The organism is Streptomyces sp. NPDC048479, from assembly GCF_040651435.1.
Classification (GTDB): Bacteria; Actinomycetota; Actinomycetes; order Streptomycetales; family Streptomycetaceae; genus Streptomyces.
Window position 1 is genome coordinate 1 of record NZ_JBEZKA010000048.1, and the last position, 13589, is coordinate 13589.

Here is a 13589-nt window from a genome sequence, read left to right on the forward strand (position 1 = left end):
CGGCCTGGGCATGAGCATCCGTCCGCCGCTGCTCGACGAGTCCTATGTGGACGAGGTGATTCGCGTCGAGGAGGCGGACACCATCCGCGCCTGCCGTCGCCTGGCCAGAGCGGGCTTCCTGTTCGGCGGATCCACCGGCACGGTGGTCAGCGGCGCCGTGGTCTGGCTGGCCCGGCACGACGCGCGCGATCTCACCGCCGTGGCCATCGCTCCGGACCTCGGCGAGCGCTACCTCGACACCATCTACCAGACCAACTGGGTGCAGGACCTGTACGGCGAGGACGTGCTCAATCCCGACAAGGTGACCGCCGCCAGCTGCCCGGCGGCCCGCCCCGGACCACCAGTGCGGTCACCGCGCCCGCAGCCGCGCCCGCAGCGTCACGAGCACGACACCCAGGCCCAGGCCGCGTCCGGAAACCGACCCCGTGGCGGGTCGTGGTGAGCTGAGCGTCGTGATCCGTCCATCCGCCGCCGGGCGGCCCCCACTCCCGCGGAAACGGGACCAGATCCCGGCACAGCGCTGCATCGGTGATCTCGAACAACGCGTCACTGCGTTCGGTCAGACAGGACACTCTCACCGAGAGCCAGGAAAGGCGCGGGCGACGTCGCGGCCGACCTCACTGCGGAGAGGCGACCACGTACCGTCGGCCCAGCAGGCTGACCCCCGCCTCGGACAAACTTGGATGATGCAACGGAAGGCGCATCAGAGGGCGTTGGGTCCGAAAGCGGCTCCCCAGGAGGGGAACGGCGGAGCCATCCGGCTTCGTACCGAAGTACTGCTTCTCGTCGCCGGCCGACGACAGGCACGACGGGCGTCACCGTGGACAGCAGCTCTGTTTTTCAGGGTGCCTGGATCATCCTGTGCCACACCGAATGGGGCATCAGTCACCTTCTTGATGGCTCCCTGCGCGTCTCGCGTACAGAAGACGCTTGAAAGCCGGAAACAGCCCCCCGGAGACCACTCACCCACCCCACGCGACCAGCATCGGCAGCGGGTTCCACGTTTGGGCATGACCCCCGTGCTTCACGAATCCGCGGGCACTTCACTGATTTCGGGGACCCGCGGGATGCGGTAGCCCTACGGTGACTCCCGTCGCACTGCAAGGCTAGGGGGGTATATGTCTGAGGCGCCATTGTGGGCTGAGCTGGGCGAGACAATCAGTGCGGTCCGGGGGCAGTTGCAACAGGCTGTCCACGAGGGCCAGGGCGAGGGCAAGCTGAAGTTCCGTACGGGGCCTGTGGAGTTGGAGTTCTCCGTCGAGGTCCGCAAGGAGGGCAACGCCAAAACCAGGATTTTGGTGCTGCCATGGTCCGCCGAAGCCGGCGGGGCGCTCAGTGCCGGAACCGTTCACCGGCTCAAGCTCATACTCCAGCCGATCGACGACAGCGGCGAGGACCTGCCCCTCCACGGCTCCTGCTGAAACCGATGAACGACCATCGGGTCGTCGAAGTGCGGGTCGCCAACAAGCGAGTGGGCAGCGGATATCTGCTGACCGATCGCCTTGTGCTGACCGCCTACCACGTCGTCGCGGGAGGCGCGCCCATCCACGTACAACCGCTGGACGGCCGGCGGTCCGCTGAGCGGCTCCCCGCGTCGCAGTGCTGGCCTGGCGGGCCGGTGAACATCAAGGCCGCGCCTGAGCGGGATGTGGCCCTGCTGCTGATCGACGCTGCGGGGGCACGGGCCGAACCCCCGCCGGACCGGGTGCGGTTCGGTGAAGTCAGGGGGCGGGATTGCGTCTCCTGTTGGGGGCTCGGGTTCCCCGATGCCGCCAAGCGCGCGGACGGGAGCCGCGACACCATGGCTGTGCGCGGCCACGTCGACCCCTTGCAGGGGCTCAGGTCCGGGCTGCTGACCGTTCACGACAACAAGCGGCCTCGCCACGGGGACCACGGATCAGGCTGGGCAGGCATATCGGGCGGACCGTTGTTCACCACCGATGATCTCCTCATCGGAGTGCTGGTCCTCGACCGCAACATCACCGTGAATAGCAGCGTCCTGAGCGCGGTCCCCTTCAGCGGGATGCTGGACCTGCCCGGCTTCCCCGACACGCTCACGGCGCATGGGGTGGACCCACGTATTGCACACGAGCCGCTGGACACGTACCTGACGGCCGCTGCACGGGCGGCCGGGGACCAGCCGTATGCCGGCGTGCTCAACGACACGGCGCCGCCGCTCGCAAAGGTCTACCTGCGTGAGCAGGTCCGCTGTCTGGAGGAAGAGCCGGGCGACCGCCCACCACCGGTATCCCAGCCGGTATCGCTGCCCACGGACAAGGTTCTGGCCGACGCGCGAACCTGCGTCGTACTGGCCGGCCCGGGTGGCGGCAAGTCCAGCCTGCTGCGCACCTGGCTGCACGCCGGAGTCGAGAGCTCGCTGGGCGACGCCCACGGGACGCCGGTCCCGGTGCTGGTGCCGGCGACAGCTCTGACCCGCGGAGAGCTGGCGAGCGCCCTGGCCGAGGCGGTGAACGACGAACTCCGGCTGAAACTGCCCGAGACGCTCTTCAGGTCCCGACCGCTGCCCGACGTGCCCTGGCTCGTACTGGTCGATGGACTCGACGAGATCCCCGGCTCCGATACCCGCCGTGGTCTCCTGCGTGACTTGGCCGCGTTCGCCGACAGAGGCGACAGGGACCTGTACCGGTTTGTCGTGGCCACCCGCCCGCTGCCGGCCCACGAACTGAGCCTGCTCGGCGCCCATGTGCCCTGGTACGACCTGCTGCCCTTCGGCTACGACGACGTACCGCAAGTAGCCCACGACTGGTTCAAAGTCCTGAAGGTGCCAGATCCCGCAGAGGCGGCCAAGAGTTTCGTCACCGAGGCACTGGATCGGAAGCTGACCGAGCTGGCCCGCGTCCCGTTGTTGGCTGGACTGCTCTGTCAGCTCTACGCCAAAAACCCCGACGGATCGCTGCCCTCCAGCCGAGGCAAGATCTACGACGAGTTCATCCTGGAGCTTCGACAACTCCAAGAACGACGCGCGTTGGAGTACCCGGGCGGCGAGACCGTTGCCCAGTACATCCGCGATCACGCGCTGAATATCGCCGGGCATCTCGCTGCCCAACGACTGGCCGGGAGCGAAAAGCCGTTCCAGTTCCTCTTGGAATCCTGGACCGAGGCACCGCCCCCTCCCCTGGGCATGGCGCGGACCATTCTCAAGGAGACCGTGCTGCGTAGCGGCTTGTTGACCGAACAGGCAGGCGAGCTCGTCTTCCTTCAGCAGACGTTTCTCGAATACTGTGCGGCGCACCACGCCACCAGCACACAGGAGGGCCGCGACCAGGAGGCCGCCCGCCTTTTCGGGAACCAGTGGTCCCGGCACTGGCCCTGGAACCGATGGGGCCCCCGCTTCTGGCAGCCGCCGGGCACGGAGGAAGCCTCGTACACCGGCTTTCTCCTCGAGATGCTCCTTGATAAGAAGAGGAACCCGGATGCACCAAAGGTCGAGAGGGCGCTGCTGCGACTCGCCCGCCAGACGAACATGATCGGTTGCCGCCTTCTGGCCGAGCAGAAGCGCCTGGGAACAGACCTTCCCTCCCCCGTCACCCACGCTGCAACGAAAGCCCTCGTCTCCCTCGCCCGCATCACCGATGATGACCGGCGGCGCGCCGATCTCAGGGCGCATCCAGATCGGCTGGACCCTCAAGTCGATCCCGCCCTGGCGAATGTGTACCTCTCCAAGGCAACGAGGAACTACCGGGTGGAGGCGGCCGAGGCACTGGGGTGGCTCGGTGTCGAAGGAGCTGCCGACACGCTCGCCGAGGTTGCCCAGGTCCGCTACCTCGCGAACGGCAAATGGCGTGTCAAAGCCGCTGTGGTCCTTGCCGAGATGGGCGACGAGCGCGGTGTGGCCCTGCTCCACGACCTCGCCACCGACACCTGGGTCTACGACGAATGGCGCATCGAGGCCGCTGCGGCCCTGATCCAGTACGGCGACGAGCGCGGCGTGGGCCTGCTCCACAACCTGGCCCGCGACACAAAGCTCACCAAGGGGCACCGCTCCTTTGCCATCTCGATGCTGGCCGCCATCGGTCACGAACGCAGCGCTGACACGCTCGACAGCCTCGCCCACGACGCGAGCACCCCAGCCGACGTCCGTCTGAGGTCGGCCGAGAAGCTGACCAGCATCGGAGACGATCGTGGCCCGGCCATACTCCGTCACCTCGCCCAGGACGCCAGTCTGAATGTCAGGATCCGCCTGCAGTCTGGGGTCATTCTGGCCGACGCCGGGGAAAACCGCGGCACGGACCTGCTTGTCGCCCTCGCGCAGGACACCACGGTGGACAGCGCTTGGCGTCTGGCGACCGTCCGCGTGCTGGCCGATCACGACACCGAACGCGCCACGGCCGCCTTCGCCGATCTCGTCCGCGACCCCACACTGAAGCGCCGTCACCGCAGACACGCTCGGCGTGCCATGCCGTGAGCACACGACGCCCGGCCGTCCTCGCTGCTGCCTCCCCAGACCGTCGGCTCCTGGCACTCCCGCCGTTCGGGACGCCCCTGAACCCGCTCGCCAGGCTCGGGCTGGACATGAACAGCCGCCTCGAAGCGGGCCTGGCCCCTGCACGGTCACGTGCCCAAGGCAGCGGCGCGGGTCGCCCCGCGTTCGGTAGGCCGTCCGATGCCTGGGGGCGGAGTCGCATCCCACGCCGGGAAGCCTGAGTAACGCCGGTAGTGAGCACTGGGTGGCTGGACGGCGCTGCTGGGTCTCCTGTCCTAGAACGGCATGCGGGCGCGGGCGCGCCGGCCTGCGGAGCCGCTGCGGCCTACGGCCTTGGAGCTGCTGCGGAAGGGCTTGCTGAAGATCCGGCCCAGGACACCGGGGGCTTTGCACCCGGCGCGTGATCCGGCTCCCAGGGTGCGCTGGGTTCCGCGTTCGGGGTGGCGGGACAGGCGGGGGACGAAGAAGGCCAGAACAGCGAGAACGATACAGACGGCAACAATGCCGATAATCATCATGAAGGACTCCGTAATTCGAGGCACGCATGCCGCCTGCCCCGCCGGGCGGGCCGCATGCGCAGCGGTGCGGGGCCCGCGGACGCTGCGGCTACCGAGCGGCCGAGGGCGCCTGCCGCAGCCCGCGCCGGACCGGGATCGACCAGCCCGCCCGCGAGGCGGAATCGGCCCAAACGAGGGCGAGTTCAGGATGACCTCAGGCCGAGGCGGATAAGGACTTCGCGGTCGGCCACGTCAGCGGGGATGACCATGACCAGCAAGGGTTTACGGGAGCCGGTCCACTGGAGGTGAGGCAGGGAAACCGTGAACGGCAGCAGCACTCAGCCGGGCTGACAACCTGACGCCACCGCGGGGAGGCATCGTCGACACACTCGGTCGAACGCCCTGATGGAGGTGCCGCAGCGCTACCAGTAGTGCCGTCGGCCGCCGACCGCGTGTCCTACCGCTCCAAGAATCCACAGAACAACCCCGATCGCGACCAGGATGATCCCGATGGTCCAGAGAATACCGATGCCGGCCAAGAGGCCGATGATGAGCAGAATGACTCCGAGGATGATCATGATGTCCTCCGGTAGAGGAGCGGCCCCCCTCTCTCCTTACAGCTCCCCGCCTTTATTCGGGGCAAACCCTGGGCTCGCCCTGACCGGCACGTCCGCGTATACCGCATGTGAGCACTGCCGCCACGTAGCCAAGGCAGGGTTCCTCCAGAAGGCGGCGGAACTTGCAGTCCCCGCCGTAGCCCCTTCGTCAGCGGTCACCCAGATTGCAGGGAGCCCGATGGCGATACAGCGGGCGTTTGCGCTGGAAAGGGATGGCGGAACAGGGGCCCGACTGCGGCGGCTGCGACCCTCAAGGCCGGCCTGGGTGATCGCTACCGCAGCTGGTTGGTGGGGCGACATGTTCAGGCATTGGCGCGTACGAGTGGTGATCATTCTGCTGAACGGCTGGGTAGTGCTGGCAGCCGTGGAGCGGTGGGTGGAGCAAGTCCCGTGGCTGACTGCGGTGGTGTCCGGGCTGCTGTTGTGGTGCGTCGTAGCCGGTGCCTGGTGGAAAGTGAGCCGGCGAAGTGCGGCGTGCCTCCAAGAACTCCTAGCAGAATGGGCCGCCCTCCGATCCGCGCGCGGTGGGGTAAGGCGAGCGCGAAGGAAGATCACTACTCTGCATGGGTGCTCTCATACGACGAGTTGACTTCACCGGAGCGTGAGCTGTGGGACGCGTTCCCCGAGGGACACTGCGTGGACCTGCGCACGGGTGTGCCCGAGGACGACCGTGTCGCCGAGGGTGGGCAGTGGGGCCCCGGACGGACGGTTCGGGCCGCCGTGATCATGGCGCTCCTGCTGGGCGCGAGCACCGCGCAGCCGGGCGCCGTCGCGTTCCTGAGGCTCGCCGGGGCGCGGATATCCGGGCACCTCAACCTGGCCGGCGCGCAGATCGCTCACGCCCTCTGGCTCGAGGACTGCTGGTTCGAGGAGGGCGTGGACCTCTCCGGAGCGTCGACCCAGTCGATTGCGATCGTGGGCAGCCGAGTGCCGGGCGTGGAAGCCGGCTTGATCCGTATCGAGGGGCGCCTCGACCTGCGGCGCTCTCGCCTGGAATGCGGCGCTGCCTCGCCCTTCCACCGCAGGGCCACCGCCTTGTCACTCATCAACGCCCATGTGAGCGGCGCCGTGAATCTCAGCGGCGCCGAGATCACCGCACCCGAGGAATGGGCGGTGTCCGCTGGCGGACTGGTCGCGGAGGGCGGTGTCTACTGCGTGGACGGATTCGTGGCGCACGGTGAAGTCCGTCTCATGGGGGCACAGCTGCCCGGCGGACTGCACATGCGGGGCGCACTACTGGAACGCCCCGGCCAGCGTGGGGTGGCGCTCGCCCTGGACAACGCCGTGGCCTCGATGCTCGACTTCTCCGACGGGTTCACCGCGAACGGGACCGTACGGCTGCGGGGTGCCCGGATCTCGGACAACCTGACCTTTGAAGGAGCCGTCCTGAACGGGCCGCCCGACGGCCGCGGCCCATCTTTGGTCGCCCTGCTGATACAGGCCGTCGACTTCGACTTCACCCTCGCCCGGCCACCGTCCGGCACCGTGGACCTGCGGGGTGCGCAGGTGTCCTACCTCCACGACAGCGAGCACAGCTGGCCGGACGTGGTCGAGCTGGACGGCTTCGTCTACGGCTCCATCAAGGTGGCAGAGGCGGGCGAGCGACGGGAGGCAGTGGGGCAGCGGGCCTCTGTGGCCCGCCGTGTGGCGTGGATACGGCGCAGCCCGGGCTACAGCCCGCAGCCGTATGAGCAGTTGGCGAGCTGGTACCGGAAGGCCGGCCACGACGACGATGCCCGCCGGGTGCTCCTGGCGAAACAGCGTCACCGGCGCCGCGCCTTGTCCCGGCCCGCGCGCGCCTGGGGGCACCTGCTCGACGCGACCGTTGGCTATGGCTATCGGCCATGGCTGGCAGGCGTCTGGCTCCTGATACTGACCCTGCTGGGCGCCCTGGTCTTCGGCGCGCACTCTCCCACCCCGGTGAAAACGGGCGAAGGCGCCCCGTTCCAGCCCCTCGTCTACACGCTCGACCTCTTGATCCCCATCGGTGGTCTGGGCCAGCGCACGGCCTGGTACTGGTCGAACTACGGCCTCCAGTGGCTGGCCTACCTGCTGATCGCCTTCGGCTGGGTGCTGACGACCGCCGTCATCGCGGGTGTCACCCGCACCCTGCAGAAGAACTAGCGGGCGACAACTGAGTTCAGACGTCGCCAGCAGATCAGTGCGCATCCGAGGGTGAGGAAGGCTTCGTGGATGTCGTCGCGTATCTCCCAGCGGATCCGCAGGCGGCGGAACCAGTGCAGGTGGGTGAACGCGCGCTCGACGACCCAGCGTTGGGTGCCCAGTCCGGAGCCGTGTTCGGTGCCCCGGCGGGCGATCAGTGGCGACACCGCCCGTACTGATGTCACGGAGTTCGACCCAACACAGCCAGGCGTGAACCAGGGCGCTGCGTAGAGGTGTTTGGGCATGGAGTGTGTGGTCTATCGAATTGAAACCTCTCCTCCCTGGAGGGAGGGGATTCCTAGCTCACGTTGCCTGTGGCCCGGCGGGCGCGCAGGTCTTACACGATCAGCGCTAGCCGGGACAGAGACCAGCCCGGACCAGCATCACGCGGGCGGAGTTCTTATCCCTGGGGGATACGGCTCCGCACGCGGTGCAGGCATACGTCCTTTCGGAGAGGGGGAGTGCGTGCTTGGTTCTCGCTCCGCACTGCGCGCAGTCCATGGTGGTGTGCGCGGGGTGGACAAGGTGCACGGTGCGACCGTGCTTGCGGGCCATCTCGACCAAGGCGGCCTTGGTCGCGCCGATCGCCGCGTCGGCTGCCCTGCGGGCCATGGTCGACTTCGCGAGGAACTTCGGACGAAAGTCCTCGACAGCCAGAGCGTCATGGTCGCGAACGACCTTCTTGGCCCACTTGCGGCCGGTGTCTTCGCGCTGCCGGGCGACCTTCCTGTACACCTTGGCCCGCAGTCTCTTCGCCTCGCGGTAGCCCTTCGAGCCGGGCTGTCCCTTCTTCGGCTTCCTGCGGGCCATCATCCGGTCATAGCGGGTCAGCTTCGCCTGAGCCTTCTTCCCATGCTGGGCATGGGGAAGGTCGTGGTCCTCGGATGTGGTGGTCGCGGTCTCCTTCACACCCCAGTCGATCCCGATCACACGGCCGGTTCGGGGCAGGTGCCCGGTCGTCGTGGCGACGACGAAGGATGCCCACCAGTGCCCGACCGCATCCCGGTACACGCGTACCGAGCTGGGCCGCTTGGGCAGCTCGCGCGACCACACCACGCTCAGCACGATTGGGCCGGCGAGGTGCAGGCGGCCGTCTTTGAGCCGGAATCCGCGCTGGGTGTAGTTCAGGCTCGGGTCGGCGCCACGCTTCTTCTTCCACTTGGGCATCCCGGTCCGCTGCCGCATGGGAACCCGGGCCTTGATGTCCTTGAGCGCTTTGGCCCGCGACTTCGCGAAGTCGCGTATGAGCTGCTGCTGAGGAACCGAAGCCCCTTCGGCCAGCCACGGCGTCACCGCACGGGCCCGGGTCAGCATCTTGTCGAGCTGGGCCGGACCACACGTCAGCTTCTCGCCCGTCGCCCTGCTGAGGGCGTGCACAGCCCTGGACTTGGCGACGCATTCGTTCCACACCCACCGGCACCGGTCCCACTCCGCTTCGAGCGCGGACCGCGCACCGGACGACAGGCGCACACGAAAGGTGTACCGGGCGTGCCCGGCCCCATCCGTAATCGCTTCCGTCGTCATGAATCTGAACCTACCCGGAAGGACTGACAGTTGAGAGCTCCTGATCACTGCGGGCTGCCTCACCCCCTCTCGAGGCGGACGCCGGATCGCCCTGGCGGCGATCCCGCTTTCCCTGCCCTGCTTCGCACGAGTCCGATTTCTCCCCGACCTGAAGCCCGGGGCACCCTCAGAGGAATCTGGTGACGCCAACGCACCGCAGTCATCGTCCCCCGAAGTGGCGGGGCGCGAGGTTGCCCTGAAGCGGCTACATCAGGGGACGGAGGCCACCTTCGGGTGCTCCGTCTGGTTGAGCAACTCTGAACTGGTCACCCTGGCGGTGATACAGGCCCTGCTGGGGTTTGCTTCCGAGGCCCGCAGGCGGCGTGATGCCCGCGCTCGCACCTGCGGCGGAGCAGGTCGGACGACTCATTGGCTCTGCACTGAGCTCAGGTCCCGGTGAGAGCTGCGCACAGCTCCCTCCGGGACCCGATGACGCACTAGAAGGTCAGGTTCCAAGCGTCGATCTTGCCGGTGTCCTGGGAGGCGACGTCACGGACGCGCAGCTTCCACGTGCCCGCGGCCACTTCCGACGAGGCGTTCACGGTGTACGTCTTGGCGACGTTGTCGGTGCCGTCATTGTTCGGAAAGTCCTCGAGCGCATAGACCGTGCCGTCGGGGGCGACGAGAGAGAGCACGAGGTCGCCGCGGTAGGTGTGCTTGATGTCCACGCCGACCTTGAGCGTGGCCGGGGCGTTGCCGCTGACCCCGGTCACGGTGAGCGGAGACTCCACCGTGGAGTTGTCGGCGATGGCCACGTCCACAGTGTTCTCGAAGTACGCGCCGGGCGGCGGCGTGCCACCGACGGCCTTCAGCGCGTCGACCTGGCCCTCGCCGAAGAAACTGTTGTTGGCGGTCGTGCCCGTGCAGCGGCTGTCGGAGGGGCAGGCTGTGTCGGTGGCCTGGGCGGCCAGCTTGGCCCGGAGGTCCGCAGGCGTGGAGCCGGGGTTGCTGCTCGCCAGCAGTGCGGCCACACCGGCGACATGCGGGGAAGCCATCGACGTGCCGTTCATGGTGCCGTACTTGCCGCCCGGCAGCGTCGAATAGACCCCGGACGCGCCGTCGCCGCCCGGGGCCGCGATGTCGATGATGTTCCGGCCGAGGTTGGAGTACGAGGCCTTGACGTTGCCATTGCCCATGGCTGCGACGGTGACCACGCCCGGCAGCTCGGTGGGGATGTCGATGCAGGCGTTGGTGATGGTGCGGGTGACGGGGGTCGAGTCGTTCGGGCTCGATGTGTCGGTCCGCTTGTTCGCCAGGTCGTAGTTGGAGTTGCCCGCGGCCGCGACCTGCAGCGAGCCCTTGCCCTCCGCGTACTCCTGGGCGCGCCTGACGCCCTCGATGATCGCTGCCTGGTCCACGTTGTCCGGGCAGTTGAACATCCACGGGTCTGTGTAATAGCTGTTGTTGGTGACCTTGAAGCTGTGGTCGCCGGCCCACATGAAGCCGCAGACGGTGTTCTCGGCGAAGAACATGCTGGTGTTCGGCTCGGCGATCCGGACGGAGGAGATCTTGACGCCCGGGGCCACACCGATGACGCCCTTGCCGTTCTTGGCCGCCGCGATCGTACCCGCCACATGCGTGCCGTGGTCGCCGACAGGGCGCCATGCGCCGGTCCTCGTGTCCGCCTTGCCATAGGCGCAGGAGACGGAGTCCGCCGCGTCGAAGTTGGGCGCGATGTCCTGGTGCAGGTCGTCGACACCGGTGTCGAGGACACCGACCTTGACCGCGGAGGAACCGGTGGTCACAGCCCATGCCTTGTCGGCATTGATCTGGGTCATGTCCCAGCGGTTGGACTCGGTGAGGGTGGTCGTGGCCTGCGTGGGAGCAGCGGGAATTGCGGGGTTGTAGGCGTCGGCCGGAACATCCGAGGTCCGGGTGGCGCCGACCTGCTGGACCCCGCTGACGCCGCGCATGATGCCCGCGAAGGTCGTGGACGCCGAATGCGCCACGATCACTCCGATTGCGTCGTAGTGTGCGAACACCGTGCCACCGTTGTCCGTGACAGCGGTCTGTACGGCCGACGTGTCGCCCGGTGCGGTGATGACCAGGTAGGCCCGGGTACCGGCGGCCCACGAGGCCATGGGCTGCGCGGAGGCCCCAGAAGTCCCCGACGTGGTCGTCGCTGCCTGGGCAGCCCCGACGGGAGTTACCAACGCGGCGGCCGCGCCGAGGGCAGCGGCGGCCACCACCGAGCGTCTCAGACGGCCTGATATGAGGGTAAGCAATGCATCCTCCGAGAGCCCGGCGGCGCTGGTGGTGCCGACCGGGCCGATTGTGGGAAGTGGTGGACGCAAGATGTCAGACAATGGTCCCGGATGGAAAGGTTCCGATCACGCAAGTGCCTTTCTCCGACCGGTGATTGGCTCTTGCAAGTGCTGCTGTCGAGTCTCCAGAGCTGGTTGACGCCGGAGTTCGATCCATGTTCCGTCGCTGATCGTCGTCTGAATCCACTGTGGAACGGATGCGGACTGTGCTCGCGGTTGTCACGGTGAACGGCAGGGTGCCGGCAGCGGTAACGCTCATGGTGGTCGCACAATTCTCTCGCCCGACAGGGGCGTTGTGCGCAGTTGCACCCTCGGTAGACGTGGGCCCGTGCGCTGCGCCTCTAGGACGCGTTCATCTTCGCCGTTGACTGTAGCTCTGCCGCCGCTGCGGGATCGGCGGGGTCGAGCAGCCGCACTCCCTGCCGCCGGAGCAGCGTTGCGGACTGGCCACCGCCGGCCTCGCCGCGCGCGTTTCCGGCCGGACCGCTCTGATCTCGCAGTCGTAAAATTTACGCAGAGGTGTCGAGACAAGGCGCGCGGCTATGAGGGCAGTGGGAAGGCACACAGTCAAGGAAGGCCGCTTCCGTCATCGACGGGCCGAGCTGGTCTACGACGACGCCGGTGAGGGCCCCCTCGCGGTGTATGCGCACGGCGGGTTCGTCAGTCAGGCCGTCGAGGACCGGATGGGCCTGTTCGACTGGGCGCCGGTCCTGGCCGCGGGGCAACGCCTGGTCCGCTATGACGCCCGGGGGCACGGGCGATCCACCGGCGACCCCGTGGACACCGACTACACCTATCCCTCCCTTGCGGACGATCTGCTGGCCCTGCTCGATCACCTGAGCGCCGCCGAGCCCGTCGACGCCATGGGCGCTTCCATGGGATGCGGCAGCGTGCTGCACGCCGCTGTCCAGGCTCCCGACCGGTTCTCCCGACTGGTCCTGCTCATCCCACCCACGGCTTGGACGACGCGGGAGGCCCATGCCCAGGTCAACCGGGAATCCGCTGACACCATCGAACGAGAGGGAGTGGACGAATGGCTCGCCGCCAAGGGGAACCAGCCTCGCCCCGCAGCCCTAGCCGACGTTCCCGAGTTCCCACCGACGCCCGCCGAGCGGGTACTGCCGTCCGTCCTGCGCGGCCTGGCGCTGTCCGACCTGCCCTCCCCCACGGCAATCGCGGCGCTGCGCCAGCCGGGCTTGATCCTCGCCTGGGTCGATGACCTGGGCCATCCCCTGTCGACCGCGGAAACGTTGGCCCACTTGCTTCCGCATGCCGACCTGCATGTGTCCCGAACTCGCGCCGACATCCGGACTTGGGGGGAACGCGTCGCCGAGTACCTGACCGGGCCCCGGCCATGATCGGCATCAGCACCCTTACGTTACGAGGTGGAGATCGCCGCCGCCTCCGCATGAGGATCACACCGGCAACGACGCGGCGCCGACCGCGAGTCCGCCGTCGACCGGGGCCCAGACGGGAATGCCCCGATACCGGTCACGATCTGGACGTGGTGCGCGTCCGAGGATCCTCCACACACCCGGACCGGACGCGACCCATTCGTCGACCGGAATCAAGCTCTGCATTGCCAGTGTCTCGTCGCGCAGATCTGGAGGGCCGACACGGCATTCGAGCTGTGTAGATAGCCGTGGGTGACCGTTCGAGATGCACGGGCGCGGGGGCGATGGTTCGCTGGTGCGGCCCGCTCTCCCCGTCACACCAAGGAGTGATCATGAGCGTTGCAGGCGAGTCTGGCGGTCGTTCCAAGCAGATGCGTCAGAAGGCCCAAGAGATGGAGCAGGCCGCGGAGCGTGCCACGGACCCGGAGGAGCGTCAGCGGCTGAAGGACAAGGCTCGTCGGCTCAAGGAGGAGAGCCAGCAGGAAAGCGGCATCGGCGGCCGGGACATCGACCCCATGCTGTAACGGCCCGTCGCATGCACCGGCCGGTGGCCGCCCCCGCGACCCTCCAGGCGCGCGAGAGGCACTGGTTCGGTTCGCGAGAACCCTCGCGTACTGAACCGGGCCGCCGGCCGGTCATTTGTGTCT

General features: G+C 67.9%; 8 protein-coding genes and 3 pseudogenes. 6 read left to right on the forward strand and 5 right to left on the reverse strand.

All coding sequences use genetic code 11. From position 1 onward, the window contains the following. The 3 genes and pseudogenes from AB0D12_RS38095 to AB0D12_RS38105 all read left to right on the forward strand — a co-directional run. Positions 1–442 (forward strand): annotated as a pseudogene (locus tag AB0D12_RS38095) (hypothetical protein); the annotation flags it as partial. Positions 443–1118: 676 nt separating this feature from the next. After that, on the forward strand, positions 1119–1421 hold the full coding sequence (locus AB0D12_RS38100) for a trypco2 family protein (RefSeq protein ID WP_362693776.1): 303 nt from the start codon (positions 1119–1121) through the stop codon (positions 1419–1421). A gap of 5 nt (positions 1422–1426) precedes the next feature. Next, on the forward strand, positions 1427–4426 hold the full coding sequence (locus AB0D12_RS38105) for a trypsin-like peptidase domain-containing protein (RefSeq protein ID WP_362693779.1): 3000 nt from the start codon (positions 1427–1429) through the stop codon (positions 4424–4426). A gap of 293 nt (positions 4427–4719) precedes the next feature. Here the strand turns inward: AB0D12_RS38105 and AB0D12_RS38110 are convergent, their stop codons facing one another. Next, on the reverse strand, positions 4720–4962 hold the full coding sequence (locus AB0D12_RS38110; RefSeq protein WP_362693782.1) for a DUF6411 family protein: 243 nt from the start codon (positions 4960–4962) through the stop codon (positions 4720–4722). Between the two features lie 401 nt (positions 4963–5363). After that, complete coding sequence (locus AB0D12_RS38115; RefSeq protein ID WP_251017061.1) at positions 5364–5519, reverse strand: DUF6131 family protein; 156 nt, start codon at positions 5517–5519, stop codon at positions 5364–5366. Between the two features lie 606 nt (positions 5520–6125). On the opposite strand from AB0D12_RS38115, the gene AB0D12_RS38120 reads away from it, so the two are divergent. Next, the gene (locus AB0D12_RS38120; protein ID WP_362693785.1) at positions 6126–7682 is read left to right on the forward strand and encodes an oxidoreductase; all 1557 of its coding nucleotides are present in this window, start codon (positions 6126–6128) and stop codon (positions 7680–7682) included. On the opposite strand, the pseudogene AB0D12_RS38125 reads toward AB0D12_RS38120, so the two are convergent. The 3 genes and pseudogenes from AB0D12_RS38125 to AB0D12_RS38135 form a co-directional block, all read right to left on the reverse strand. Next, positions 7679–7894, reverse strand: a pseudogene (locus AB0D12_RS38125) (transposase); the annotation flags it as partial. The gene AB0D12_RS38120 and the pseudogene AB0D12_RS38125 overlap by 4 nt on opposite strands. A gap of 84 nt (positions 7895–7978) precedes the next feature. Next, a pseudogene (locus AB0D12_RS38130) lies at positions 7979–9245 on the reverse strand (transposase). Positions 9246–9721: 476 nt separating this feature from the next. Beyond that, on the reverse strand, positions 9722–11365 hold the full coding sequence (locus AB0D12_RS38135) for a S8 family serine peptidase (protein ID WP_362693835.1): 1644 nt from the start codon (positions 11363–11365) through the stop codon (positions 9722–9724). Positions 11366–12099: 734 nt separating this feature from the next. On the opposite strand from AB0D12_RS38135, the gene AB0D12_RS38140 reads away from it, so the two are divergent. Together AB0D12_RS38140 and AB0D12_RS38145 are read left to right on the forward strand one after the other, a co-directional pair. Then, positions 12100–12906, forward strand: coding sequence for an alpha/beta hydrolase (locus AB0D12_RS38140; protein ID WP_362693788.1), 807 nt, complete (start codon positions 12100–12102; stop codon positions 12904–12906). Positions 12907–13274: 368 nt separating this feature from the next. After that, complete coding sequence (locus AB0D12_RS38145; RefSeq protein WP_362693791.1) at positions 13275–13466, forward strand: DUF6381 family protein; 192 nt, start codon at positions 13275–13277, stop codon at positions 13464–13466. The last annotated feature ends 123 nt before the right edge of the window (positions 13467–13589 follow it).

Coding starts and splice junctions, on each gene's coding strand:
- AB0D12_RS38135 (WP_362693835.1), bottom strand. CDS start 11,365: ATGGCCTCGTGGGCCGCCGGTACCCGGGCCTACCTGGTCATCACCGCA.
- AB0D12_RS38110 (WP_362693782.1), bottom strand. CDS start 4,962: ATGATGATTATCGGCATTGTTGCCGTCTGTATCGTTCTCGCTGTTCTG.
- AB0D12_RS38100 (WP_362693776.1), top strand. CDS start 1,119: ATGTCTGAGGCGCCATTGTGGGCTGAGCTGGGCGAGACAATCAGTGCG.
- AB0D12_RS38145 (WP_362693791.1), top strand. CDS start 13,275: ATGAGCGTTGCAGGCGAGTCTGGCGGTCGTTCCAAGCAGATGCGTCAG.
- AB0D12_RS38115 (WP_251017061.1), bottom strand. CDS start 5,519: ATGATCATCCTCGGAGTCATTCTGCTCATCATCGGCCTCTTGGCCGGC.
- AB0D12_RS38105 (WP_362693779.1), top strand. CDS start 1,427: ATGAACGACCATCGGGTCGTCGAAGTGCGGGTCGCCAACAAGCGAGTG.